24 protein-coding genes are annotated in these 25852 nt (G+C 69.4%); 10 read left to right on the forward strand and 14 right to left on the reverse strand.

The window, feature by feature from the left end; all coding sequences use genetic code 11:
- Window positions 1-139 precede the first annotated feature (139 nt).
- A complete protein-coding gene (locus BMZ47_RS09625) occupies window positions 140-820 on the forward strand; it encodes a glutathione S-transferase family protein (RefSeq protein WP_091861198.1) in 681 nt (226 codons plus the stop codon).
- Window positions 821-831: 11 nt separating this feature from the next.
- Here BMZ47_RS09625 and BMZ47_RS28515 read toward each other — a convergent pair whose 3' ends face one another.
- The 4 genes from BMZ47_RS28515 to BMZ47_RS09640 all read right to left on the reverse strand — a co-directional run bounded on the left by BMZ47_RS28515 (window position 832) and on the right by BMZ47_RS09640 (window position 5155).
- A complete protein-coding gene (locus BMZ47_RS28515; RefSeq protein WP_007567661.1) occupies window positions 832-987 on the reverse strand; it encodes a hypothetical protein in 156 nt (51 codons plus the stop codon).
- Between the two features lie 378 nt (window positions 988-1365).
- Window positions 1366-3618 (reverse strand): xanthine dehydrogenase family protein molybdopterin-binding subunit, encoded by a 2253-nt coding sequence (locus BMZ47_RS09630; protein WP_091861201.1) that lies wholly within the window; start codon window positions 3616-3618, stop codon window positions 1366-1368.
- A gap of 8 nt (window positions 3619-3626) precedes the next feature.
- A complete protein-coding gene (locus tag BMZ47_RS09635) occupies window positions 3627-4634 on the reverse strand; it encodes an FAD binding domain-containing protein (RefSeq protein WP_091861205.1) in 1008 nt (335 codons plus the stop codon).
- Window positions 4631-5155 carry a (2Fe-2S)-binding protein gene (locus BMZ47_RS09640; RefSeq protein WP_091861208.1) on the reverse strand — a complete coding sequence of 175 codons (525 nt, stop codon included), beginning with the start codon at window positions 5153-5155 and terminating at the stop codon, window positions 4631-4633. The genes BMZ47_RS09635 and BMZ47_RS09640 overlap by 4 nt, the downstream gene beginning before the upstream one ends.
- A 231-nt stretch (window positions 5156-5386) precedes the next feature.
- Between BMZ47_RS09640 and BMZ47_RS09645 the strand changes: the two genes are divergently transcribed.
- The gene (locus tag BMZ47_RS09645) at window positions 5387-6772 is read left to right on the forward strand and encodes a M20/M25/M40 family metallo-hydrolase (RefSeq protein ID WP_091861211.1); all 1386 of its coding nucleotides are present in this window, start codon (window positions 5387-5389) and stop codon (window positions 6770-6772) included.
- On the opposite strand, the gene BMZ47_RS09650 is transcribed toward BMZ47_RS09645, so the two are convergent.
- Window positions 6763-7473: a nucleotide-binding protein gene (locus BMZ47_RS09650; RefSeq protein ID WP_091861214.1), complete on the reverse strand. Its 711-nt coding sequence runs from the start codon at window positions 7471-7473 to the stop codon at window positions 6763-6765. The genes BMZ47_RS09645 and BMZ47_RS09650 overlap by 10 nt on opposite strands.
- Window positions 7474-7606: 133 nt before the next feature.
- On the opposite strand from BMZ47_RS09650, the gene BMZ47_RS28520 reads away from it, so the two are divergent.
- From BMZ47_RS28520 to BMZ47_RS09670, 5 genes are all read left to right on the forward strand, one after another.
- Window positions 7607-7771, forward strand: a complete 165-nt coding sequence (locus tag BMZ47_RS28520; RefSeq protein WP_167369021.1) for a hypothetical protein — start codon at window positions 7607-7609, stop codon at window positions 7769-7771.
- Between the two features lie 317 nt (window positions 7772-8088).
- Window positions 8089-9288 carry an SMP-30/gluconolactonase/LRE family protein gene (locus BMZ47_RS09655; protein ID WP_091861219.1) on the forward strand — a complete coding sequence of 400 codons (1200 nt, stop codon included), beginning with the start codon at window positions 8089-8091 and terminating at the stop codon, window positions 9286-9288.
- Between the two features lie 80 nt (window positions 9289-9368).
- Window positions 9369-9809: an MEKHLA domain-containing protein gene (locus tag BMZ47_RS09660; RefSeq protein ID WP_208601025.1), complete on the forward strand. Its 441-nt coding sequence runs from the start codon at window positions 9369-9371 to the stop codon at window positions 9807-9809.
- Window positions 9810-10140: 331 nt separating this feature from the next.
- Window positions 10141-11004 carry a flagellar motor stator protein MotA gene (gene motA, locus BMZ47_RS09665; RefSeq protein ID WP_091861221.1) on the forward strand — a complete coding sequence of 288 codons (864 nt, stop codon included), beginning with the start codon at window positions 10141-10143 and terminating at the stop codon, window positions 11002-11004.
- Window positions 11005-11026: 22 nt separating this feature from the next.
- Complete coding sequence (locus BMZ47_RS09670) at window positions 11027-11887, forward strand: flagellar motor protein MotB (RefSeq protein WP_091861224.1); 861 nt, start codon at window positions 11027-11029, stop codon at window positions 11885-11887.
- A 179-nt stretch (window positions 11888-12066) separates the two neighbouring features.
- Here the strand turns inward: BMZ47_RS09670 and BMZ47_RS09675 are convergent, their stop codons facing one another.
- From BMZ47_RS09675 to BMZ47_RS09710, 8 genes are all read right to left on the reverse strand, one after another.
- Complete coding sequence (locus BMZ47_RS09675; protein WP_007567686.1) at window positions 12067-13047, reverse strand: ABC transporter ATP-binding protein; 981 nt, start codon at window positions 13045-13047, stop codon at window positions 12067-12069.
- A complete protein-coding gene (locus tag BMZ47_RS09680) occupies window positions 13044-14024 on the reverse strand; it encodes an ABC transporter ATP-binding protein (RefSeq protein ID WP_091861227.1) in 981 nt (326 codons plus the stop codon). Before BMZ47_RS09680 ends, BMZ47_RS09675 begins: the two co-directional genes overlap by 4 nt.
- Before the next feature lie 196 nt (window positions 14025-14220).
- On the reverse strand, window positions 14221-15192 hold the full coding sequence (locus BMZ47_RS09685) for an ABC transporter permease (RefSeq protein WP_007567690.1): 972 nt from the start codon (window positions 15190-15192) through the stop codon (window positions 14221-14223).
- Window positions 15193-15202: 10 nt separating this feature from the next.
- A complete protein-coding gene (locus BMZ47_RS09690; protein ID WP_091861230.1) occupies window positions 15203-16180 on the reverse strand; it encodes an ABC transporter permease in 978 nt (325 codons plus the stop codon).
- A 9-nt stretch (window positions 16181-16189) separates the two neighbouring features.
- The gene (locus tag BMZ47_RS09695; protein WP_091861233.1) at window positions 16190-17806 is read right to left on the reverse strand and encodes an ABC transporter substrate-binding protein; all 1617 of its coding nucleotides are present in this window, start codon (window positions 17804-17806) and stop codon (window positions 16190-16192) included.
- A gap of 394 nt (window positions 17807-18200) precedes the next feature.
- Window positions 18201-21368: a multidrug efflux RND transporter permease subunit gene (locus BMZ47_RS09700; protein WP_091861236.1), complete on the reverse strand. Its 3168-nt coding sequence runs from the start codon at window positions 21366-21368 to the stop codon at window positions 18201-18203.
- Window positions 21369-21386: 18 nt separating this feature from the next.
- Window positions 21387-22610 (reverse strand): efflux RND transporter periplasmic adaptor subunit, encoded by a 1224-nt coding sequence (locus BMZ47_RS09705; protein WP_407942885.1) that lies wholly within the window; start codon window positions 22608-22610, stop codon window positions 21387-21389.
- Between the two features lie 293 nt (window positions 22611-22903).
- On the reverse strand, window positions 22904-23371 hold the full coding sequence (locus tag BMZ47_RS09710) for a hypothetical protein (RefSeq protein ID WP_091861242.1): 468 nt from the start codon (window positions 23369-23371) through the stop codon (window positions 22904-22906).
- A gap of 181 nt (window positions 23372-23552) precedes the next feature.
- Here BMZ47_RS09710 and BMZ47_RS09715 point away from each other — a divergent pair, with 181 nt between their 5' ends.
- From BMZ47_RS09715 to BMZ47_RS09725, 3 genes are all read left to right on the forward strand, one after another.
- Entirely contained in the window at window positions 23553-24113 is a 561-nt protein-coding gene (locus tag BMZ47_RS09715) for a L,D-transpeptidase (protein WP_091861368.1), read from the forward strand.
- A gap of 197 nt (window positions 24114-24310) precedes the next feature.
- A complete protein-coding gene (locus tag BMZ47_RS29305; protein WP_007567703.1) occupies window positions 24311-24556 on the forward strand; it encodes a DUF6894 family protein in 246 nt (81 codons plus the stop codon).
- A 38-nt stretch (window positions 24557-24594) separates the two neighbouring features.
- Window positions 24595-25209 (forward strand): outer membrane protein, encoded by a 615-nt coding sequence (locus BMZ47_RS09725; RefSeq protein WP_091861245.1) that lies wholly within the window; start codon window positions 24595-24597, stop codon window positions 25207-25209.
- A gap of 48 nt (window positions 25210-25257) precedes the next feature.
- Here the strand turns inward: BMZ47_RS09725 and BMZ47_RS09730 are convergent, their stop codons facing one another.
- Entirely contained in the window at window positions 25258-25830 is a 573-nt protein-coding gene (locus BMZ47_RS09730) for a GNAT family N-acetyltransferase (protein ID WP_091861248.1), read from the reverse strand.
- Window positions 25831-25852: the final 22 nt, after the last annotated feature.

Consider the following 25852-nt stretch of genomic DNA (forward strand, 5'->3'; position numbering starts at 1 on the left):
CGCCCCGGACGACCGTCCGGCAGCGCTCGACCGTCGTCCCGGGCCAGGTCTCCGAGGCGACGCGCGAAGCGCTTGATGGGCATCACCTTTTTCCGAGAGCCGGTCGCCCCGCGCGGGGCGATGCGTCAGGGAGAGCGCCGTGATTCGATTCTTCTACAATCTCAGCCCCAACCCGATGAAGGTCGCCCTCTGCCTGGAGGAGATGGGCCTGCCCTACGAGCCGGTTCCGGTGGATCCGCGCAAGGGCGAGCAATTCGACCCGGCCTACACGGCCCTCAACCCGAACGCGAAGGTGCCGACCATCGTGGACGGCGACGTGACGGTGTTCGATTCGAACGCGATCCTGCTCTACCTCGCCGGCAAGACCGGCCGGTTCCTGCCGGAGGGCGAGCCCGTGCGGGGCGAGATGCTGTCCTGGCTGATGTTCGTGGCCACCGGCATCGGGCCGTTCTCCGGCCAATGCGTCCATTTCCGCCACTTCGCCCCCAACGGCGGCGCCTACGCCACCGAGCGCTACGCCTTCGAGGCGCGCCGCCACTGGGACATCCTGAACACGCGCCTCGCGGACCGCGCCTACGTGCTGGGCGAGACCTACACGATCGTCGACATGGCCGTGTGGGGCTGGGCCCGGATGGTGCCGTTCGTGCTGGGCGAGGACGCCTTCGCGACCCTGCCCCACGTCAAGCGCCACCTCGACGCGATCAACGCCCGCCCGGCCGCGCAGGCCGCCGAGGCGCTGAAGGGCCGCCACACCTTCAAGTCGGAGATGGACGACGAGGCGCGCACCTTCATGTTCCGCGCACCTCAGAGCGCCGCGTAACGCGGCCCGGTTCAGGGCCCGGTGAGCGTCACGGAGAGCATCGGCAGGGTGACGGCGAACCCGTCGCCCGATGCCGGCGGCGTGCCGAGCGTGAGGCAGGCGCCCAAACCGAGACAGAAAGCGAGACCGAGCAGCGAGGTCTCGAAGCCGCGATAGACCGATTCCATGGGAGGTCTCCTTCGCAAGAGACCCGCAGGATGCGCCCGACCGGTAAACGGATCGGTGCGCTGGCGCTCATCCATGGTGAGTAGGCGGTGGCAGGCGCCGAATACCCGTCTCGGTCAAACCAGCCGATGCCGCCTTCTCTGTCATCCCGGGGACGCAAAGCGGAAACAAGGATCCGGAAATGCGATTGCGGCAGGGATCAGTGCCGTCGGCATTTCTGGATCCCAGGCTCGCCTGCGATGACTGCGAATGACGCCGCGGTTTGCACGACAGCCAAGCAGCCAGAAGGCCCACAGCACTCTCGTGCGGCGGGCCTTCCGATGGGACTCGCGGAGGTTAAAAAAAGCAGCCAATGTTTCACGGGAAACATCGGCCGCCCGTCACAGCAGCTTGTCGATCGTGATCGGCAGGTCGCGGACGCGCTTGCCGGTGGCGTGGAACACCGCGTTGGTGATCGCCGCCGCGGTGCCGACGATGCCGATCTCGCCGAGGCCCTTCACGCCCAGCGGATTGGCCTTGTCCTCCTCGTCCACGAAGATCACGTCGATGTCGTAGATGTCGGCATGGACCGGCACGTGATACTCGCCGAGATTGTGGTTCATGAACCGGCCGAAGCGGTGGTCGAGCATCGACTCCTCTTCCAGCGCCGAGCCGATCCCCATCACGACGCCGCCGAGGATCTGGCTGCGGGCCGTCTTCGGGTTGAGGATCTTGCCGGCCGCGATCGCCGAGACCACCCGGGTGAGCCGCACCTGGCCCAACTCCTCGTCGACTTTCACCTCCACGAAAATCGCCCCGTGGGTGTAGGCCTGGTAGGTCTCGTTGAAGTCCTTGTCGGGACCGGCCTGCTCCACCGCCTCGACCTTGTCGACGCCGGCGGCCCGCATCACCTCGACCAGCGAGACGCTTCGGCTGGGATCGCCCGCCACCGAGATGCGTCCGTCCGCGAAGACGGCGCGGTCGACATCGACATTGGCGAGCGGCGAGTTCTCCAGGCCGCGGGCCAGCTTGAACACCTGCTCGCCGACATTGCGGCAGGCCTTCATCACGGCGGTGCCGGATGAGGCCGCGGTCCAGGACCCACCAGCGACCGGCGCCTCGGGCAAGCGCGTGTCACCGAGCTTGGTCGTGACCGATTCCATGGGCAGGCCCAAAGTGTCGGCGGCGATCTGGGTCAGGATCGTGTAGGTGCCGGTGCCGATATCGCCGGTGGAGTTGCCGACCATCAGCCGGCCATCCGCGGTCAGCGTCGCGATGGCGCTCGACTGCATCATCATCGATTCCCAGACGCCCGTGGCGACGCCCCAGCCGACGAGTTCGCGGCCCTCGCGCATCGAGCGCGGCTCGGGGCTGCGCTTGGACCAGCCGAAGCGCTCGGCGCCCTGGGTGAAGCAGGCCTTCAGCTCCTTGGAGCCGAACGGCTTGCCCTCGGCGGTGGCGTCCGATTCTGCGTAGTTCTTCAGCCGCAGCGCGATCGGGTCCATCCCGGTCGCGTAGGCGAGCTCGTCCATCGCGGTCTCGATGGCGAAGACGCCGGTGACGGCCCCGGGGGCGCGCATGTCGCCCGGGGTGGCGGTGTCGAGCTTGGCGATCCGGTAGGTCAGGGCGACGTTATCGCAGCGGTAGAGCACCCCCGACCAGTTGACGATGACCTCCTGGTAATCCTCGAACTGGGAGGTACCCTGCACGGCATCGTGCCGGAGCGCCGTCAGGGTGCCGTCCGCCTCGGCCCCGAGGGAGACCGTCTGCAGCGCCTCGCCCCGATAGGTGAAGGACCACATCTGGTCGCGGGTTAGCGTCACCCGGACCGAGCGCTTCAGCTCCTGCGCGGCCAGCATCGCCAGGAAGGCCTGGTATTGCGGGCGCAGGCCCGAGCCGAAGCCGCCGCCGAGATAGGGGTTGAGCACCCGCACCTGATCCGGCTTCAGACCGAAGACGTTGGCGAGATACTGGTGGCTGTTCGAGACGCCCTGGATCTTGTCGTAGACCGTGTAGGTCCCGTCCTCCTCGACCACCACCGTGGTGGCGTGCGGCTCCATCGGGTTGTGGTGCTCGTTGGCCAGCGTGTAGGCGCCCTGCACGCGGATCGGCGCGCTGCCGAAGGCCTGGTCGGCGTCGCCCCACGGCGCCGGCGGCGGCTTGATGCCCTCGCGCTTGTAGGGCGGATCGTAGGCGTCGCCGCGCACGGCGTGGAGATCGGTCTCGGGCTCCTGGGCCTCGTACCGGACCTGGATCAGCGAGGCGGCGTAGCGCGCGGTCTCGAAATCCTCGGCTACCACCAGGGCGACCGGCTGGCCGCTGAACACGATCAGGTCGTCATAGAGGGCGCGGAACGGCGAGCCGGGCGGCGCCACGGCGTCCTGGAAGTTCTTGTCGCGCCACGCGGTGCGGGGGCGGTTCTCGTGGGTGATCACCTTGAGGACGCCCGGCACCGCCTCGGCGGCGGCGGAGTCGATCGCCGCGATCCGGCCCTTGGCGATGGCGCTCGACACGACAGTGCCGTAGGCGAGGTCCGGGGCGGCGAACTCGCCGGCGTATTTGGCCAAGCCGGTGACCTTGGCGGGTCCGTCGATGCGGCTGCGCGGGCTGCCGACGAAGGTGTCGTGGCCGGTGGAGCTGAAGGTCTGGGTCATCGGGATGCCTACTGGATGCGCTTGTCGCTGAGCGACTGGGGCGTGCCGGCAGCGGCCTGTTCAAGGCCGCGCACGATGGCCCGCCGGGCGAGGTCGATCTTGAAGCCGTTGGCCGATTGCGGCTTGGCCTCGGAGACGATGAGGTCGGCCGCCTGCTGGAAGCTCTCGCGGGTGGCGGGCTTGCCCTCCAGAAGCGCCTCGGCCTCACGGTTGCGCCAGGGCTTGTGGGCGACGCCGCCGAGCGCCAGCCGGGCGGTCTTGATCGTGTCGCCGTCGAGTTCGACGCCCGCCGCCACCGAGACCAGCGCGAAGGCGTAAGACAGCCGGTCGCGCAGCTTCAGGTAGGTATAGTGCTGCGGGAACTTGCTCTCCGGCAGGTCCACAGACACGATGATCTCGCCGGGGGCGAGGTTGGTGTCGATCTCAGGGCTATCGCCCGGCAGCCGGTGGAAATCCGCGAAGGGAATCGTCCGCTCGCCCTGCGGCCCGCTCACCCGGACTGTCGCCTCGAGCGCCGCCAGGGCGATGCACATGTCGGACGGGTGGGTGGCGATGCAGGATTCGCTCGCCCCGAAGATCGCGTGGATGCGGTTGACGCCGCCGATCGCCGAGCAGCCGGTGCCGGGCTCGCGCTTGTTGCAGGGCGTGGCCGTGTCGTAAAAATAGTAGCAGCGGGTCCGCTGCAGCAGGTTGCCGCCCGTGGAGGCGGCGTTGCGCAACTGCGCCGAGGCGCCGGCCAGGATGGCGTTGCGCAGCAGCGGGTATTGCGCAGCGACCCGGTCGTCGTAGGCGACCTTGGCGTTGGTGGCGAGCGCCCCGAGCCGCAGGCCGCCCTCATGCGCCTCGATGCCGTCGAGGGGCAGGCGGGTGATGTCGATCAGCCGGCCGGGCTTCTCGACATCGTACTTCATCAGGTCGATCAGGTTGGTGCCGCCCGCGATGAAGCGCGCGCCCGCCCCGTAGGCCTGGACCGCCTCCGCCACCGTGCCGGCGCGGACATAATCAAAGCGGTTCATCGGGCGGCTCCCTGCATCACGTCCTCGATCGCATCGACGATGTTGGTGTAGGCACCGCAGCGGCAGAGGTTGCCGCTCATCGCCTCGCGGATCTCCTCGCGGCTATGGGCGTGGCCCTCGTTCATCAGGCCGACCGAGGAGCAGAGCTGGCCCGGCGTGCAGTAGCCGCACTGGAAGGCGTCGTGCTCGATGAACGCCTCCTGGATCGGATGGAGCGCGTTGCTGCCACCCCGGTCGCCGAGGCCGGCAAGACCCTCGACCGTGGTGATCTCGGCCCCGTCCTTCATGACCGCCAGCGTCAGGCAGGCATTCACCCGGGTGCCGTTCACCAGCACCGTGCAGGCGCCGCACTGGCCGTGGTCGCAGCCCTTCTTGGTGCCGGTGAGGTCGAGCTTTTCGCGCAGGAGATCGAGCAGCGTGGTCCAGGGCGTGACCTTGAGCGCCCGGCGCTGCCCGTTGATCGTCAGGGTGATGTCGAGCGCGGTGTCGGCCCGCACCGGCGGACTGTTTTCGAGGAGCATGCTGTCGTCCACGATCTGGGCCGGCCGCGGGGCCGGACGGGGAACGGAAGATCGGTCTGGGGCGGCGACGAGCCGGCGCCCACGGGGCCAGTCGATCGATAACCATTCCAAACTACGCCTGTTCCGCGGACGATCGGTCTCAGGGCTGGACATCCGGCCGTTGCCGGGCCCGCCCCGCCTCGGCTAACCCTGTCGTCGCGAAAAAAAACCCGCCGCATCCCGGAGCTCCCGATGGCCGCGCTCGACGCGATCCTCAACGACATCGACACGGACCTTGAGAACGCCCTGGAGCGGCTGTTCGCCTTCCTGCGGATCCCGTCGATCTCGACCGAGCCGGCCCATGCCGGCGATTGCCGGGCCGCCGCCGCCTGGCTCGCCCAGGATCTCACGGCGCTCGGCTTCGAGACCTCCGTGGAGGACACCTCGCTGCACCCGGTGGTGCTGGCGACCAAGCCGAAGCCCGGCGCGCCGCACGTCCTGTTCTACGGCCATTACGACGTACAGCCGGTCGATCCGCTCGACCTGTGGACGACGCCGCCCTTCGAGCCGCGCATCGCGTCGGATGCGGAGGGCCGCAAGACCATCGTCGGGCGCGGGTCTTCCGACGACAAGGGCCAGGTCATGACCTTCGTGGAGGCGTGCCGGGCCCATATCGCCATGAGCGGCGAGCTGCCCTGCGGCGTCACGATCCTGATCGAGGGCGCCGAGGAGAGCGGCTCGCAGGGCCTGCCCGAATGGGTCGCGGCCAACCGCGACCGCCTCGGCTGCGACGTGGTGCTCGTGTGCGACACCGGCATGTGGGACCGGACCACGCCGGCGATCACCTCGTCGCTGCGCGGGCTCGCGTATTTCGAGGTGAAGGTCACCTGCGCCGACCGCGACCTGCATTCGGGCTTCTTCGGCGGCGCCGCCCGCAACCCGATCCACGTTCTGTCGAAGATCATCGCCGACCTGCACGATGAGGACGGGCGGGTGACGATCCCGGGCTTCTACGACGGCGTGCACGAGCGCCCGCCCGAGGTGCTGGAGCAGTGGCGCGGCCTGGGGCTGACGCCCGAGACCCTGCTCGGGCCGATCGGCCTGAAGGAGCCGGCCGGCGAGCGCGGGCGGATGCCGATCGAGCTGGTGCAGTCGCGCCCGTCCTGCGACGCCAACGGCATCATCGGTGGCTATACCGGCGAGGGCACCAAGACGGTGATCGCCTCGACCGCCTCGGCCAAGATCTCGTTCCGCCTCGTGGACGACCAGGACCCGAAGGTTCTGGCCGAACGGTTCGAGGCCTTCGTGCGCGAACGGGTGCCGTCGGACTGCACGGTCGATGTCATCACCTACAAGGGCTCGCGGGCGATCAGCCTGCCCTTCGACATGCCGCAGCTCGGGGCCGCCAAGGCGGCGCTCGCCGAGGAATGGGGCGTGCCGGCCGTCACCGTGGGCGCCGGCGGCTCGATCCCGATCGTGGGCGACTTCAAGCGGCTCCTGAACCGCGACACGCTGCTGATCGGCTTCGGCCTGGACGACGACCGGATCCACTCACCCAACGAGAAGTACGACCTGACGAGCTTCCACAAGGGCACGCGATCCTGGGCGCGGATCCTCGCGGCGCTCGGTCAGGGCTGATCGTCGGGGCGGGACGCCCGCATCTTCGCGTCGATCCAGGCCCACAGGGCTCGGATCTCCTCGGCGGCGGGGCTCGCGGGCGCGTATTCCGTGACGCCGAGCCCGGTCGCCAGGGCGTCCTGATGGTCGACCCGGTGGATGATGCCGGGCTCGGCCAGCACCCCCAGCGCCCGCAACTGCGCGGCATAGGCGCTGGTGCGCGGCGAGGGCGGCGGCGGGCACTGGTTCAGCACCAGGGCGAACCGGCCGCGCAGGCCGAGATTCATCAGGGCCTGGAGGGTCGGTCGCGCCGCCACGATGTCGAGGCGCGAGGGCCGCACCGGCATCAGCACGAAATCCGCCCCCTTCAGGGCCGGCGCCAGCCCGGCGGAGCTGCCGGCGGTGTCGAGCACCGCGAGGGTCGTGCCCTGCTGGCCGAGGAGGTCCAGGATCTCGGGGAGCTGGCCGATCTCCCAGGGCTGGATCCGGTCGACCGCCACGGCGTTGCGCTCGCGCAGCGCCCCCCAGCCGGCCAGGGAGCCCTGCGGGTCGAGGTCGAGGGCGGTCACGCGCTCGCCGGCCTGCGCCGCCGCGACGGCGAGCGAGGCGGCCAGCGTGGTCTTGCCGGTGCCGCCCTTCTGCACCGCCACCGCGAGGATCCGCGGCTGGGTGCTCCGGCGCGGCGCGCGCTCCGATACCTGTTCGGATCCTTGGGGATCCATGCCTCTCCTGCCTGTCGATCTCGGGCCCGGTCCCCGCGATCGTCGCGGCGCCGGAAGATAATTGTCCGTACCCGTGTTGCGTGTGTGATCACCGCACCGGCGACCGTAGCCCAGCTACCATGACGATGTGATCATGAACACCGGAGGCTTGAACCCAGCTTATCCGGACACGATCCGAACATTTGAAGACGATCCGGCCTCGTCCCGACCGCATTTTATCTCCGGCCTCACGCTGATCTGCGCGATGACCGGACGCCCTGAATTCGGATACGCGGCGTCTGATCCGCATCATTATTGATACTGATCGGGCCATAGCGTGGACACAATCGGAGTGTCAAGGAATTTATCAATACATAAATACCGAATTATTTTAGATCATCGCCCCATATTCGCTTCCAAAGATCTTGCCGAAAAGAAGCTTGCTGTCCGGATACAGGACGACATGTCGTTCTTTGGCGTTGGATACGCCGGATCGCATGATCGTGTCGGGATCCCACGATGACCGGGTCGCGCGGCGATCCGGGGCGGGATCGGATCGCACCCTGCTCGGATCCGGGATCACCCGCCGCCGCCGCGCGTTGGGCCGCCGACCCGCTCGCCTGCTGCAGGAACCGCATGCCCCTCGACCGCCGCCGCCTGATCGGATCGGGCCTCGTCGCCCTCGCGGCCGGATCGGCCCAGGCGGGACCAGCGCCCGCACCGTCCGCCACGCCGCCCGCAGGCCGTGAGCCTCCGACCAGCCGCCCCGCCGGCGCGCTGGAACTGGCGATGGCGGCCAACGCCCCATCGACGCCCACCGGCCTGGCGATCGCCCGGGGCGGCCGGATGTTCGTGATGATGCCGCGCTTCACCGGGTCCGAGCCGGTGACCTTGGGCGAGGTGCTGCCCGACGGTTCCGTGAAGCCCTATCCGGATGCCCGGGCCAACACGCCGGACCCGAAGGATCCGCAGGCGACGCTCTTCCACGTTCCCAACGGCGTGTTCGACCGCAACGACACGTTCTGGATCCTCGATTCCGGCCTGCCGCAGGGCAAGGGCAAGGGCAAGCCGGTGCCGGGGGCCGCCAAGCTCCTGGAGATCGACATCACGCAGGACCGGGTCCGCCGGGTGATCCCCCTCGATGCCGGCGTGGTGCCCGAGTCCTCTCTCAACGACCTGCGGGTCGACGTCCGGGCGGACCGGGCGCTCGCCTACATCACCGACCAGGGCCAGGGCGGCCAGGGGGCGATCCTGGCGGTCGACCTCGCCAGCGGACGGGTGACCCGGCGCCTGGCGGATCATCCGAGCACGGCGACGCAGGAGGGCCTGGTCAAGTTCGTGGAGCTGCGCCCGGTGATGGAGCAGAAGGGCGATGCTCCCGCGAAACACCCGAAGGGCGGGGCCAACGGCATCGCGATCAGCCCGGACGGCAGCCGCCTGTACTACGCGCCGCTGATGAGCCGGCGCCTCTACGCGGTGGAGACCGCCGCGCTCCTCGACCCGAACGTGTCGGACGCGGCTCTGGCCGCCAAGGTCCAGGATCTCGGCGAGAAGGGCATGACCGGCGGCCTGACCACTGATTCGAAGGACCGGGTCTATCTCAGCCTGCAGGAGCACAACGCCGTCGGCCGGCGCCTGCCGGACGGGACCGTGGAGGTGCTCGCCGCCGACGATCGCCTGATCTGGGCCGACACGTTCTGGATCACGCCGGACAGGTGGCTCTACATCTCGAGCGCCCAGGTCAACCGGCGGCCGGAATTCAACCGCGGCCAGGATTTGCAGCAGCCGCCCTACGCGATCCTGCGGATGCGCATCGACGCGGACCCGGTCCTGTAGGGTGGGATTCGGCACCGCGCGATCGGTACGGCCTCGGCTATGTGCTGCTCTCCTGGTGCAGCCGATTCCGGACCGCCGTGATGGACCTCTCGCACGATCCCGACTTCTTCGCCGTCCTCACCGACAGCTACCGGCGGCGCCTCGGCGCGGCTTTGGTCCCCGACGGGGCGAATGCGGCCTGGCTCTACGAGCAGGCGCCCTTCGTGGTGCTGGCCCATGACGGCGGCGCCGACCCGCGCTTCGTCTACGCCAACCGGGCCGCGCAGGCCTGTTTCGGCTATGCGCGGGACGAGGTGGTCGGCCTGCCGTCGCGGTTCTCGGCCGAGGCGCCCGAGCGTGCCGAGCGGCAGCACCTCCTCGACGCCGTGGCCCGGGACGGGTTCACCCGCGGCTACCGGGGCCTGCGGATCGCCAAGGGCGGCCGGCGGTTCTGGATCGAGCAGGCGGTGGTCTGGCAGCTCGACCGCGACGGCGTGACGGTGGGCCAGGCGGCGACGTTCTCGCAGTGGCGCGACGCGTAGGGATCGGACGCGTCGTATCGGCGGCTGGACGCCCTTCGACGCGCGCTTTGCGCTTCCGCGCGAGGGGAAGCGCGAAGGATCGGGGGCCGGCTCCGGGGATGGAGTGGCAGGCCCCGCTAGCCTGACGATTCGTGAAAGCCCGGGTGGTCGCGTTTGCGGCACGTCCGCGCCCGTCACGTCAGGTCGAACCCGCGCCCCGAACGCCGGAACCAAATATCTGCCAATCCTTCGGCCGCGGCTCGAAACGCACCGTTAACCTTAATCAGTGATTTGCCAGATCATTAGTGGCTTCGCGCGGGCTGAATCGGCCGCCGCGCAAGGATGGCAAATCATGCGGCTGATCGTCGGCACCTTGGTCGTCTTCGCCTGCGTCTTCGGCAGCTACGCCGCGATGGGTGGCCACCTGGTCGTCCTCTGGCAGCCGTTCGAGTTTGTCATCATCCTCGGTGCGGCGATCGGGGCCTTCATCATCGGCAATACCGGGCCGGTGCTCAAGGCCGTGCCCGCCATGCTGGGTACGCTCGTGAAGGGCCCCAAATATACGCAGAACAGCTATGTTGAGCTGCTGGGAATGCAGTATTCGCTGTTCAAGCTTGCCAAGCAGAAGGGTTCGATGGCGCTCGAGCCGCACATCGAAAACCCGAGCGAGTCGACGCTGTTCAACGCCTTCCCGTCCTTTGCAGCAAACCACCACGCGGTCGAGTTCGTCTGCGACTACATGCGGATGGTCACGCTGGGCGCCAACAACGTCTACGAGATCGACGCCCTGATGGATGAGGAACTGGAGACGCACCACCAGGAGCAGGAGCGCGTCGTGTCAGCCATGCAGTCGCTCGCCGACGGAACGCCGGCGCTCGGCATCGTCGCGGCCGTGCTCGGCGTGATCAAGACGATGGGGGCGATCAAGGAGCCGCCGGAGGTGCTGGGCCATCTGATCGGCGGCGCGCTGGTCGGCACCTTCTTCGGCGTCTTCGTCGCCTACGGCTTCTTCGGGCCCATGGCGCAGTCGCTCAAAAGCCTCTTCGAGGCCGAGTCGAAATACTACCTTTCCCTCAAGGCGGGTCTCCTCGCCCATATCGGCGGCCAGCCGCCGGTGATGGCGGTCGAATTTGCCCGCAAGTCTCTGATGAGCGACGTCCGCCCGACCTTCAGCGAGGTGGAAGCGGCAACCGCCGCTCTGCCCGCCCAGAACTGACCCGGTATCCGGCAGGGATTCGATGAGCACGATCATCATCAAGAAGGTCAAGAAGGCCGCTCACGCGCATCACGGCGGGGCCTGGAAGATCGCCTATGCGGACTTCGTGACCGCCATGATGGCGTTCTTCCTGCTGATGTGGCTGATCAGCATGACGACGCAGGAGCAGAAGGTCGGTCTGGCGGAATATTTCGCGCCGGCGGCGTCGAGCCCGGCAACCAGTGGCGCGGGCGGGATGCTGTACGGCACCGCCCTGGACACGTCGGGCAACAAGGCGTCCACGCCCCGGGACGCGCAGAGGGGCTCTGACGAGCAGGTGGACAGACCGCGCCAGACCCGTCCGGGCCGCGCCAACGATCTCGATACCAGCCGCCCGGCCGCCAGCGTGCAGGCCGATTACAGCGCCATCGCCAGCCTCCGGCAGGCGCTCGAGACGATGCCCGACATCGCCGAACTGTCGAAGAACATCGTGATCGAGCCGACCAAGGAGGGCGTGAACGTGTCCCTCGTGGACCAGGACGGCCGCGCCATGTTCCGCGAGGGCTCCGTCGAGCCCTACGAGCGCACCCGTCGCGTGCTGGAGGCGCTCGCGCCCGCCATGCGCCGGCTGCCCAACCGTCTGTCGATAACCGGCCACACGTCTGCCGCGCGCCCGGGCTCGGCGCGGGCCGGCGAACCCTGGAACCTCACCGCCGGGCGTGCGCTCGCCGTGCGCGACATCCTGTCGGGTGCCGGGGTTCCCAACGACAACTTCATGTCCGTGGTGGGACGCGCCGACACCGAGCCGGTTTTCCCCGACAATCCCTACATCGCGCCGAATCGACGGGTGACGATCACGCTGCTCCACGCGAACCCGCCGGTGCCGCCGAACCTGTTCCGCTGACGACGAAGCGCCTCGCGGCCTGAGAGCCCCCCGAAACGCCCTCTGCGCTACCTCGCGCAGAGGGGGCAACCGGTCATCGGGCGTCTTGTAGGAGGCTCTCGGAGGCCGCTCGAAATCGAGATCAGGGCGCGCGGCTCGACGCGGCATCGATGCTCGCCGTCGCCGCGGCCCACCCAAAATCAGGCCCGCCCCTCCTGCACCGCGTGGCAGGCGACGCCGTCCAGCAGGGCCGGGACCTCGGTGCGGCAGCGGTCGTTCGCCAGGGGGCAGCGCGGGTTGAAGGTGCAGCCGGGGGGCGGGTCGATCGGGTTCGGGATCTCGCCGGAAACCGGCACCCGGGCGCGGCCGACATGGGCGAGGTCGGGCACCGCGTCGAGCAGCATCCGCGTGTAGGGATGGCGCGGGCGGGCGAACAGATCCTTCGCGGCGGCGACCTCGACCAGGCGGCCGAGATACATCACCCCCACCCGGGTCGCCATGTGGCGGACCACGGCGAGGTTGTGGGAGATAAACAGGTAGGTCAGGCCCAGCCGGTCCTGCAGGTCGCGCATCAGGTTGAGGATCTGCGCCTGCACCGAGACGTCGAGCGCCGAGGTCGGCTCGTCGCCGACCAGGAACTCCGCCTGGCTGGCCAGCGCCCGGGCGATGGCGACCCGCTGCCGCTGCCCGCCGGAGAATTCGTGCGGATATTTCCTGGCATCGTCCGCGTGAAGGCCGACGAGGCCGAGCAGCTCGCTGACCCGGGCGCGGATCGCTCCCTCCCCCTGGATCAGGTTGAACGCCCGGATCGGCTCCGCGATGATCTTGCCCACGCGCCAGCGCGGGTTCATCGACGCGTAGGGGTCCTGGAAGATCATCTGGATCCGCGAGCGCAGGCGCCGCCTTGCGGCCGCCTCCCGGGGATCGGTCATCGAGACCCCGGTGATCCGGACCTCGCCGGCCGAGGGCGGCAGCAGGCCGACCACCATCCGGGCGACCGTGGACTTGCCGGAGCCGGATTCGCCGACGATCGCGAAGGTCTCGCCCTTGGCGATGGTGAAGCCGACCCGGTCCACCGCCGTGAGGAACCGGCGGGGCTCGCGCTCGATCACCCGGTTGAGCCAGGGCTTCGAGACGTCGAACAGGCGGCGCAGGTCGGTGACCTCGACATAGGCGCTCACGCCGCCTTCTCCGTCACATCGTACAGGTGGCAGGCGACGCGGCTCGCGCCCACGAGGATCGGCTCGGGCCGCTCGACGCGGCAGCGGGCAAAGACCTTCGGGCAGCGCGGGTTGAAGGCGCAGCCCTTCGGGATGGCGGTGAGCCGGGGCATCGAGCCGGGGATCTGGCTGAGCCGGTCGGCCTCCTGCGACAGGGTCGGGATCGCCCCCATCAGGCCGACCGCGTAGGGGTGATGGGGCTCCCGCACCACGGCGGCGACCGGGCCGATCTCGGCCACCCGCCCGGCATACATCACGGCGACCCGGTCGGCGGCCTCGGCGATCACGCCCATGTCGTGGGTCACCAGCATCACCGCGGTGCCGTGCTCGCGGCAGAGACGCTTGAGCAGCGTGATGATCTGGGCTTGGACCGAGACGTCCAGCGCCGTGGTCGGCTCGTCGGCGATGATCAGCTCCGGCTCGGCGGCGAGCGCGAGTGCGATCACCACGCGCTGGCGCATGCCGCCGGAGAATTCGTGCGGATAGCCGTCGATCCGCCGCTCGGGGGCCGGGATGCCGACCTCGGCCAGCAGGTCGATCGCCCGGGTGCGGGCCGCCCTGGCCGAGAGCTCGGTATGGGCGCGCAGGGTCTCGACGATCTGGTCGCCGACCCGGAACAGCGGGTCCAGGGAGGTCAACGGATCCTGGAAGATCATGCCGATCCGCCTGCCCCGCACCCGACGCATCGCCTCGGGAGGCAGGTTGTCGATGCGCTCGCCGCGCAAGGCGATCTCGCCGCCGCTGATCCGGCCGGGGCGGTCGATCAGCCCGATCACCGCCGAGCCGGTGACCGACTTGCCGGCCCCGGACTCGCCGACGACCCCCAGGATCTCGCCCCGGCCGATGTCGAACGAGACCCGGTCGATGGCGGTGAGCGGCCCGCGGCGCGTGTCGAACGTGACCGTGAGGTCGCGCACGGAGAGGATGGTTTCGCTCATCGCGCGCGGGCTCCGACAACGGCGCGTGCTCCCGCCCGCACCCTCATCCTGAGGCGCGAGCGCAGCGAGCCTCGAAGGAGGGCTCCGGATGACGCGTGATCCCTGGAGGGCTCCTTCGAGGCCTCCGCTTCGCTTCGGCACCTCAGGATGAGGGCGCGGGTGGGATGAGCCCGGGAAACGCCGTGGTCCAACAACATCATTGCAGCTTCGGATTGAGGGCGTCGCGCAGCCAATCCCCCAGGAGGTTGATGGCGATGACGAGGCCGGCCAGCGCCAGGCCCGGGAAGGCGACGATCCACCACTCGCCGGAGAACAGGAACCGGTTGCCGGTGCGGATCAGGGTGCCGAGCGACGGCATGGTCTCGGGCAGGCCGGTGCCGAGGAACGACAGGGTCGCCTCGGTGATGATCGCCAGCGCCAGGTTGATCGTGGCGATGACGAAGACCGGGCCGGTGACGTTGGGCAGCACGTGGCGGACCAGGATCACCGGGGGCGTCAGGCCGATCAGCCGGGCGGCCTGGACGTAGTCCTTGCCCTTCTCGACCATCACGGAGGAGCGCACGGTGCGGGCGTATTGCACCCAGAACGACAGGCCGATCGAGATCACGATCAGCCCGATCAGCGGCCCGACATCGAGGGCGCCGCCAAAACTCGCCCGGGCGACGCCGTCCACCACCAGGGCGATCAGGATCGCCGGGAAGGTGAGCTGCACGTCGGCGACCCGCATGATCAGCGTGTCGAGGGCGCCGCCTGCATAGCCGGCAATCAATCCCAGGGCGATCCCGATGATGCCCGAGGTGATCACCCCGAGCACCCCGACGATCAGCGACAGGCGCAGGCCGTAGAGCACCGCCGAGAGCACATCGCGCCCCTGGTCGTCGGTGCCGAGGTAGAACGGCGCCTGGCCGTCCGCCTGCCAGATCGGCGGCAGGTTGGAGTTGATCAGGTCGAGCTGGGCCGGGTCGTAGGGGTTCTGCGGCGAGATCAGCGGCGCGGCGACCGCGAGCCCGACCATCAGGATGGTGGCCAGAAGCGCCACGATCGCGGTCTTCGACCTCAGAAAACTCGCCAGCAGGTCGGAATCGCGCCAGCGCGCGAGCCGGCCGGGCGTCGCCGCCTGCAGCGGGACCGGCGGGGCGCCGCCGGCGTCGATATCGCGTCCGCTCATCAACCGGCCCTCATGCCGTCGCCGAGGACAGCCGCAGGCGCGGATCGACCACGGTGTAGAGGATGTCGACCACGAGATTGATGGTCACGAAGATCAGCGCGACGAGCAGCAGGTAGGCGGACATGATCGGGATATCGACGTTCTGCACGGCCTGGACGAACAGCAAGCCCATGCCGGGCCACTGGAACACCGTCTCGGTGATGATCGAGAAGGCGATGACCGAGCCGAGCTGGAGCCCGGCGATGGTGATCACCGGCACGAGGGTGTTCTTCAGGGCGTGACGCAGGTGGACGGCGCGGGTGGAGAGGCCCCGCGCCCGGGCGAAGCGGATGTAGTCGGTGCGCAGCACCTCCAGCATCTCGGCGCGCACCAGCCGCATGATCAGCGTCATCTGGAACAGGCCGAGCGTGATGGAGGGCAGGATCAGCGCCTTGAGGCCGGACCAGGTGAGGAAGCCGGTGGTCCACCAGCCGAGCCGCACCGTGTCGCCGCGCCCGTAGGAGGGCAGCCAGCCCAGCGTCACCGAGAACAGGTAGATCAGCAGGATGCCGATCAGGAAGGTCGGCAAGCTGATCCCGATGAGCGAGACCGCCTGGAATAGGCCGGCGAGCCAGGAATCCCGGCGCAGCGCACAGAAGACCCCCATCAACACGCCGACCACCAGGGCGAAGACCGTGGCCCAGAAGGCGAGCTCCAGGGTCGCCGGCATGCGCTCGGCCAGGAGCTGCGAGACCGGCTGGCGGAACTGGTACGAGATCCCGAGCCGGCCCTGCACCACGTCGCCGGCATAGCGGGCGAACTGGATCAGGACCGGATCGTCGAGGCCGAGGCTCTTGCGGATCTGAGCCCGCTCGGAAGCAGGCGTATCGGGCCCGACGATCTGGTTCACAGGGTCGCCCGCGAACCGGAACATCGAGAACGCGATGAGCCCGACGACCGCGAGCACCGCAATCGCCTGGATCACCCGGCGCAGGAGGAAGGCGAGCACGCCCGGCCCCTACTGGGGGTCTTTCGAGACCCAGTAGAGCAACAGCATATTGTCCGGCCGCTGCACGAGATGGACCTTCTTGGACACGCCCCAGGCGAGCGCCTGCTGGTGCAGCGGGATGTAACCCCAATCGGCCTGGATCGTGTCGAAACCCTCCTTGATCAGGGCGTCGCGCTTGGTCTTGTCCGTCTCGGCCTCGACCTGGTCGGCGATGGTGTCGATCTTCGGGTTGCAATAGCCGCCGAGGTTCCAGCCGCCGCGGCCGGACTTGTCGCCGGGTTTCCGGCAGCCGGCGATCTCGAACAGGATGTTGTGGCTGTCCTGCGAGGACGGGGTCCAGCCCACGAGGTAGAACGAGGTGTCGAAGCCCGGCGACAGGACCTTGGCGAAGTACTTGGCCTTGGGCTGAGCGTTCAGGTTCACCTTGACGTTGATGCGGGCGAGCATCGAGACCACCGCCTGGCAGATCGCCTCGTCGTTGACGTAGCGGTCGTTGGGGCAATCCATGGTGAGCGAGAACCCGTCCGGATAGCCCGCCTCGACCATCAGCTCCTTGGCCCGCTTCAGGTCGGTGGCCGGGCGCTTGATCTCATTGGCGCGGTCGAACAGCGTCGGGGCGATCAGCAGGGCCGAGGGCGTGGCCTGGCCGCGCATGACCCGCTTGGCGATCGTGTCCTCGTCGATGGCGCGGTAGAACGCCTCGCGCACCTTGGGGTCCTTAAACGGGTTCTTGCCCTTGACGCTCGAATCCTTCAGCTCGTCCCGCCACTGGTCCATGCCGAGGAAGACCGTGCGCAGCTCCGGCCCGGCCATCACGGTGGCGGTCCCGCTGCTATTGACCCGCTGCTGATCCTGCAGCGACACCGGATCGACCCAGTCGACCTCGCCCGACAGAAGGGCGGCGACCCGAGTGGCGTCGTTGCCGATGGTGGTGAACACCGCCTCGTCGAGGTTCGACTCGACCTTGCCCCAGTAGCCGTCGAACTTCTTGAACACCGTCTTCACGCCGGGCTGATGCTCGGTGATCACGAACGGGCCGGTGCCGTTCTCGTGCAGGGTGGCGTAGCTCGGGGCGGCCGCGGTGGGCGGCGTCGGCTGGGTGGCGTTGTTCTTCTCCGACCAGCTCTTCGACATGATGTACCAGCCGGAGAACTGGTACACGGCGATGGGGTTGGGCTTCTTCAGCAGCATGTCGACGGTGTAGTCGTCGACCTTCACGAATTCGGCGTCGCCCGGCACGTTGGTCTGGAAGTTCGAGCCCGGGGCACGGACGCGCTGCGCCGAGAAGATGACGTCGTCGGCCGTGAACGGCGAGCCGTCGTGAAACTTCACGCCCTTGCGCAGATGGAAGCGCCAGCGGGTCGGCTCGGGCGTCTCCCAGGATTCGGCCAGCTGGGGGGCGAGCTTGAGGTCCTTGTCGCGGGTGATCAGGGACTCGTAGACGGCCCCGTGCATGCCGATCGTGAAGCTCTCCTTGAGGGAGTAGGGATCGAGCGACTTGATGTCCCCCTGGAAGGCGAAGCGGAACACGTTGGCGGCCTGGGCGGGCAAAGCCGTCAGCGCGAAGGCTGCGACCGCGCCTGCGGCCACGCCGCGGGCGAGGATCTTCAGGGTGGAACGGGACAAGCGGATCTCCGGAACCTTGGAAGTTGATGGCAGGCGGCCATCACCAGCGCAGGGGTTGAGCCTAGGCCGAGTGAAGCGCGCGGGCAAACCGCACCGGCCACACACCCACAGCAAGGTTCGGACCATCCGTATGCAAAATGCGGGGCCGAGGGGGCACGATGTTCACGGATCTCAGGACGAAGCGCGGGTTCCCCTCTCCCCGTGTGCGGGAAGCGAGAGGCGAAGCCGGAGCGGCGGTGAGGGACGTGACCGATGAGTCTCCTCCGGGGCAGCCCCCTCACCCTCGGCTGCCGCCTCGCTCCGGCGACGACAAGGTCGCCGGAGCCCTCTCCTTACAAGCGGGGCGAGGGGATCCGACCGCGCAGGCCGGGGACGAACCCGAAGCCGGCAGCCCCTACTCGGCCGCCACGTGATGCGGCTGGTGGGCGGGCGCCGCGTCCGCGCCCTCCCCCCGCTCGCCGTCCGCCACGGCTTTGCGCCGGAACAGGCGCATCACCACCACGAAGAACACCGGCACGAAGAACACCGCCAGCACGGTCGCGGTGATCATGCCGCCCATCACGCCGGTGCCGATCGCCTGCTGGCTCTTCGAGGCGGCGCCGGTGGCGATGGCCAGCGGCACCACGCCGAAGATGAAGGCGAGCGAGGTCATCACGATCGGCCGGAACCGGAGCGTCGAGGCCTCGACCGCGGCCCGGATCACCGAGGTGCCGGGCCTCCAGAGGTCCTTGGCGAATTCCACGATCAGGATCGCGTTCTTGGCCGACAGGCCGATGATCGTGATCAGCCCGATCTTGAAGTACACGTCGTTGGGCATGCCGCGCAGATAGACGGCCCCCACCGCGCCGATCACGCCGAGCGGGATCACCAGCAGCACCGAGACCGGGATCGCCCAGCTCTCGTACAGCGCGGCCAGGCACAGGAACACGATCAGCACCGAGAGCGCCAGCAGAAGGCTGGCCTGGCTGCCGGCCTGCTTCTCCTGGAACGACTGGCCGGTCCAGGCATAGCCGAAGCCCTTGGGCAGCTGCAGCATCAGCCGCTCCATCTCGGCGATGGCGTCGCCCGAGGTGTAGCCGGGATTGGGCTCGCCGGTGATCCGGACCGACTGGTAGCCGTTGAAGCCGACGATCTGGCTCGGCCCCATGCCCCATTTCAGCTCGGCGAAGGACGACATCGGCACCATGGTGCCGGAGGCGTTCTTCACCGCGTAGTTGAGGATGTCCGACGCGTTCATGCGCTGGAGTTGCTCGGCCTGGACGTAGACGCGCTGCATCTTGCCGCGGTTGGGGAAGTCGTTGGTGTAGACCGAGCCGAGGTTGAGCTGGATCGTGGCGTTGATGTCCTCGAACTTGACGCCCAGAGCGGCCGCTTTCTCGCGGTCGACGATCAGCTCCGCCTGCGGGGTCGGCGGCAAGCCCTCGATCTTGACCTTCTGCAGGATCGGGCTGCCTTGCGCGAGCTTGAGCAGCTGGTCCTGGGCCGAGAGCAGGGCCGCGTAGCCGCGGTTGGCCCGGTCCTGGAGGCGGAACGAGAAGCCGGCGGCGTTGCCGAGGTTGTCCACCGGCGGCGGTTCCTGGGCATCCACGGTGGCGTCGCGGTAGCTGGCGAGCGCCGCGTTGGTGCCGGCCACCAGGGCGGCGGCGGAGTTCTTCGCGTCGCGCTCGCTCCAGGGCTTGAGGGTGACGAAGGCCTGGCTGGTGCTGGGCGCCTGGCCGGAGAACGAGAAGCCGTTCAGCATGGTCACGGTGGCGACGCCGGCTTGCGCCAGCAGGTGCTCCTCGACCTTGCGGTTGGCCTCCTGGGTGCGGTTGTAGGAGGCGCCGGGCGGCGTCTGGATGTCGACCGTGAAGAAGCCCTGATCCTCCACCGGCAGGAAGCCCTCCGGCAGGTTGACGAAGGCGTAGGCCGTGCCCGCCACCAGGGCGAGGTAGATCAGCATCACCCGGCCGGACTTGCGGATGAGACCCGCGACGCCGCGGCCGTAGCGGGCGGTCTCGCGGTCGACGAAGCGGTTGAACATCCCGAACACGCCGCCCTTGGCGTGGCCGTGCCCCTTCTCCACCGGCTTCAGGAAGGTCGCGCAGAGCGCCGGCGTCAGCGACAGGGCCAGCAGCGCCGAGAACGCGATGGAGGTCACCATGGCGATCGAGAATTGCCGATAGATGATGCCCACCGAGCCGGGGAAGAACGCCATCGGGATGAACACCGCCATCAGCACCAGGGTGATGCCGATGATCGCCCCGGTGATCTGCTCCATGGCCTTCTTGGTGGCCTCCTTGGGCGGCAGCCCCTCCTCGTTCATGATCCGCTCGACATTCTCCACCACCACGATGGCGTCGTCGACCAGGATGCCGATGGCCAGCACCATGCCGAACATGGTGAGCACGTTCACCGAGAAGCCGGAGATCCACATCACCGTCACGGTGCCCATCAGGGCGATCGGCACGACGATGGTGGGGATCAGGGTGTAGCGGATGTTCTGCAGGAACAGGAACATCACGAGGAACACCAGCACCACCGCCTCGACCAGGGTGTGCAGCACCTTCTCGATCGAGGCCTCGACGGCCGGGGTGATGTCGTACGGGATGTCCCACTTCAGGTCCGGCGGGAAGAACTGCGACAGCTCCACCATCTTGGCGCGGATCGCCTTGGCGGTCTCGAGCGCGTTGCCGTCGGGGGCCAGCGTCACCGAGATGCCGGCCGCCGGGCCGCCGTTCAGCCGGGTGGAGAACTGGTAGGCGTCGCCGCCGAGCTCGATCCGGGCGACGTCGCGCAGGCGCACGTTCGAGCCGTCCGGGTTGGCCCGCAGCACGATCGCGCCGAAATCCTCGATGGTGCCGAGCTGGCCCTTCACGATGATCGGCACCGTGACCGCCTGCTTGATCGGGCTCGGCTGGGCGCCGACCGAGCCGGAGGCGACCTGGATGTTCTGGTTGCGGATCGCCTCGGTCACGTCCTCGGCGCTGAGCGACAGGCCGCGCAGCTTGTCCGGATCGACCCAGACCCGGAGCGAGCGCTCGGTGGAGTAGAGCGTCGCGCGCCCGACCCCGGGGATGCGGCGGATCTCGTTGATGACGTTGCGGATCAGGAAGTCGCCCAGGCCCACCTCGTCCATCGACCCGTCCTTGGAGATCAGGGTGATGATGTTGAGGGTCGCGGCCGAGGCCTCCTCGACCAGGATGCCCTGCTGGCGGACTTCCGCGGGCAGGCGGGCCTCCACGCGCTTCAACCGGTTCTGCACCTCGACGGAGGCGAGCGCCGGCTCGGTGCCGGGCAGGAAGGTCGCGGTGATGTTGACCGAGCCGAACGAGTCGGTGGTCGACTCGAAGTTCATGATGTTGGCCGCGCCGTTCAGCTCATCCTCGATGAGCCGGGTCGTGCCGACATAGAGGCTGTCCACCGAGGCGCCGGGATAGGCCGTGGACAGGGCGATCTGCGGCGGGGCGATCACCGGATACTGCGCGATCGGCAGGTTCGGGATCGCCAGGGCGCCGCCCAGGCAGATGAACAGAGCCACCACCCAGGCGAAGACCGGGCGGTCGATGAAGAAGCGTGCCATGCGCGAGGTCCCCCGGGCTCAGTGGCGGTTGACCGCGGCGGCGCGCGGGGCGGCCTCCGCCTTGTCGCCGGGCGCGTCGGGAGCCTCGTCGGCGTCGTGCTTCGGACCCGCCTCGCCGTGGAGCGGCGTCTGGTCCACGGGCTTCACCTTCACGCCCGCGGTGATCTTCTGGACGCCGTCGATGATCACCCGCTCGCCGGCCTTGAGGCCGTCGCGGATCAGCCAGTTCTGCCCGACCACCGGCCCGACCTCGACGGGCTGGCGCATCACGGTGTCGTCGGCCCGGACCAGCCAGACCTCGGCGCGGCCGTCCTCGGTACGCTGGATCGCCTGCTGGGGCACCGCGATCGCGTCGGAATCGATGCCCTGCTTGATCCGGGCGCGGACATACATGCCCGGGAACAGCTCGTCATGCGGGTTGGGGAACTGCACCCGCAGGGTCACCTGGCCGGTGCTCGGATCGGCGGTGACGTCCGAGAACAGCAGGCGGCCGGCCAGCGGGTAGAGGGAGTTGTCGTCCATGATCAGGTGGACGTTGGCGGTGTTGTCCTCCAGCCGGGCGAGCTCGCCGCTGGCGAGATCCCGGCGCAGGCGGTTCAGCTCGCCCACCGACTGGGTGATGTCGACGTAGATCGGGTCGAGCTGCTGGATCGTGGCGAGTGCGCCCGTGGAGCCCGGCTCGATCAGGGTCCCCTCGGTGAGCAGCGCCCGGCCGATCCGGCCGGTGATCGGCGCGCGCACGTCGGTCCAGCCGAGGTTGAGCTGCGCCCGGTCCCGGGCCGCCTTGGCGCCGGCGACCTCCGCCTCCGCCTGCTTCTTGGCCGCGAAGGCGGCATCGTACTGCGCCTGGCTGGCGGTCGCCCGGGTCAGCAGGGTCTCGAGCCGGTCGGCCTGCTGGCGGGCCAGCACCAGGGCGGCCTCCTGGCGGGCCAGCACGGCCTCCGCGCTCGCCAGCTCGACCTCGTAGGGGGCCGGGTCGATCTTGTAGAGGATGTCGCCTTCCTTGACCTGGCTGCCCTGCTCGAACAGGCGCTTGACCACGAGGCCCGAGACCCGCGACCGGACCTCGGCGATGCGCATCGGCGCCACCCGGCCGGGCAGGTCGCGCAGGTAGGGGATCGCCTGCGGCGTCACGGTGACGAAGCCGACCTCGGGCACCGGCGGCGTCGGCGCGGCCGTCTGCTTCGGGTTGCAGGCCCCCAGCGCGAGGGCCAGCAGGACGGCCGATCCCAGGACGGTCACGCGCGGCGCGGCGCGCCGGACGGGGGACGGGGAAAGGGCGGACGAAGTGCGGGTCACGGGTTCCGACGCTCCTGGAGATACATGCGTCTGCAAAGGCCGGCGCGGAGCAAGGCCCGCGCGTCGTCGAGGCGGATCGCGCATCCTCCCGAACGGGGTTTCCCGGCTCTCGGAAAGGCGATGCGGCGCGATCAGGACTTCAGGTTACCAGGCCGGATCCGGGATCCGGGACGATGGCCCTGCGCCGATACGGCGAAGATCGGGCGCCCGGCCGGTGGACGAACCGGCGGCGCGGATCAGGCCGCCCGGGGCGGCCGGCGCAGGGCCTCGTCCGGTCCGAAGGCCGGCGCGACGATCGGAGCATAACCATAGGATGCGGCGGAGGCGTGACGCGGCCGCGGGGCCTCGACCGGGCGGCGCGGAAGCCCGAGCTCGCCGCCGACCTCGAGATCGGCCGGGCACAGGTCGGTGCCGTCGAACAGAGCCCGACGGGCCTCGGGAGCGCTCTTGCGCGTCTCGACCTTGCGGGCGTCCGACAGGACGGCGACTTTCTGGCTGACCACCCAGCAGGCCGGACCCGCCACCGGCGCGGCCCGGGCCGGACGGGGCGCAGCTGTCAGCGCAGCCGCCGCGACGGCGAGCACCGCCAGCACGGCGAGGCTCCGGACGAGGCGGTCCGGCGAGCCCGCGACGCGGCGGGCCAGAAGGGCGACGGATCGGATCACATCCCGGAGATAAGCATGGCCGTCCTCCAGCGCAATCACCCACGGCGTCGCGCCGTTTTCCAGTGTTGCCCGGAGCCCACAGGGCCGGCCGGATTCGCGCGCGTCACCCCGCCGGCCTCAACCTTGCCGCGAAGTCGGGGCCGGCTCGCCGGAGGATCGCGGCCCACCCGCGACGACCGACGCCATCGGCAAGAACCGGCACGTGATGAGGATGAAGACCATGTCGAGACGGATCGCGATGCTCGCGCTGGCGGGCGCCCTGCTGGGGAGCGCGCCCGCTTCCGCCGGCCCGCTGGACAGCGGGCCGCTCGCGGATTTCATGAATGTCTTCCGCACCCAGGCGATCCCGCGCGAGACGATCGGCTGGAACAGCACCGAGAAGCCCGGCACCATCGTGATCTCGACCCGCCAGCGCCGGCTCTACTACATCCTCGGGAACAGCGAGGCGATCCGCTACGGCGTCGGCGTCGGCCGGCAGGGCTTCTCCTGGTCCGGCACCAAGACGGTGACGATGAAGAAGGAATGGCCGGCCTGGCGCCCGCCGCAGCAGATGCTGGCCCGCCGCCCCGACCTGCCCCGCTACATGGCCGGCGGCCAGGACAACCCGCTGGGCGCCCGCGCCCTCTATCTCGGCTCCTCGCTCTACCGGATCCACGGCTCGAACGAGCCCGAGACGATGGGCGCCGCGGTATCCTCGGGCTGCATCCGCATGACCAACAAGGACGTGGTCGATCTCTACGACCGGGTCCGGGTCGGCACCAAGGTCGTCGTGCGCGACTGAGCGAAAAGCCCGGCGGCCGGCGCGGATCGCCGGGCCGTCGGGCACGCATCCCGGTTCCGATCATGCGCGAGCCGGCGGCCGGTCCCGGGCCGATCCAGCCGAACCTGCGGCCGATCGTGCCGGCGGGATGTTCCATCGACACAGGAACATATATAGAACATCGAGACGACCTCGCGCAGGATGCGACAGGAGCCCCGATGGCCCGCTACCGGTTCCACTGCACCAACGGTCTGGAATGCGTGTTCGACGCGCGTGGCGCGGATATCCGCGCGGCCGGGCGGCTGCCCCTGCGAGCGCGCCGGGTCGCCGTCGACGTGATGCGGGCGCTGTCCGATCGGACCGACTGGTCCGAATGGCAGGTCAGCGTGCACGATCTCACCGGCCGGCGCGTGATGGTGCAGCCGTTCCGGCAGCTGGTCGGCGATCGGCCCCTGGCGGCCTGATCTGGTCCGCCGCCGGCGCGTTCGACTATGATGCCGGCATGATCAGATCCGCCGGTTTTCGCCCGCGCCGATTCGCCGCCTGCCTCGGCTTCTGTCTGCTGTCGGCCGGCCCCGCCGCCGCCCAGGCGTTCCTGCCGCTCGTGGGTTTCGCGCCGCTGCCGTCCTTCGCCCTGGATCCGGTCGAGGATGCCGGCCGCTGGACCGGCTCCTACGCCCGCCTCTCGACCGGCTACGCGGTCAGCACGTCCCGGCATTTTGGAAGCTATTCCGGCCCGACCCTCGGGTTCGAGGGCGGCCGGATGTGGCAGGAGGGGCCGATCCTCTACGGGATCGGCGGCGGCCTGGATTACCTCGCCGGCTTCGACGGCAATCTCACCCCGGGCTTCGGGCGTCTCGCCTACAGCCGCGACTTCGCCGGCGCGCTCGAGGTCAAGGTCGGGACGCTGCTGACGCCGGACGTGCTGCTCTACGCCAAGGCGGGGGCGGGCGCCGTGCACGACACCCTGCGGGTCGGGCCGACCCCGTTCAGCCCGCCCCTCACCCGGGAGGACATCGCGATCCTGCCGAACGCCCGCGTCGGCGTCGAATGGGCGGTCACGGACCGCCTCTCCGTGGCGGTCGAGGCCGGTGTGGTACGCAACGGCCTGCGCTGATTCGTTTTCGTTTGGGGTCGCCCGACCAGCCCCGTCTTCGCGAGTGCGTCAGCCGGGAACCGGACCCCGCCGAAGCGCCGCAAGATCGCGCCAGCCATAGGCGACCTCAACGAGCGTGGCCCGCTCCCGCCGCTCCACCCGCTCGCCGACCACGATACCGCCGAGACGCGCGTAGAACCGCCGGGCCGTCGCATTGTCGCGCAGCGCCCAGAAGCTGGCGGCACGATGACCGCTCCGTCGGAGATGGGCCGCCAGCGCGGCCATCAGGGTGCTCCCGGTCCCGCGCCGCTGCGCGGCGCTCAGGACGTAGATCGCACTGACCTCGCCGTCGAAGCCGTCCGCCGCCAGCTCGGCCGCGCGCTGGGCGCCGCAGGACCCGAAGCCGACGAGACCCGCAGGCCCCTCGGCGACCGCGACCGCCGTGCCGGACTCCGGCCCCCCGAGGATCCGCGTCCAGGCCGCCAGCCGCGTCTCGACCGTGTGGGCGGCGATCATCTCGGCGGGCAGGAGCCCGGCATAGGTTTCCTGCCAGGCGGCGACATGGATCGCCGCGATGGCCGGCGCATCGTCCAGGCCCGCCGCCCGGATCGTCACGGCTTCCAGCGATGGGACAGGATTCATCGGACGCTCCTGTGAGGGTCGG

This window comes from Methylobacterium brachiatum (assembly GCF_900113845.1).
Classification (GTDB): Bacteria; Pseudomonadota; Alphaproteobacteria; order Rhizobiales; family Beijerinckiaceae; genus Methylobacterium; species Methylobacterium brachiatum.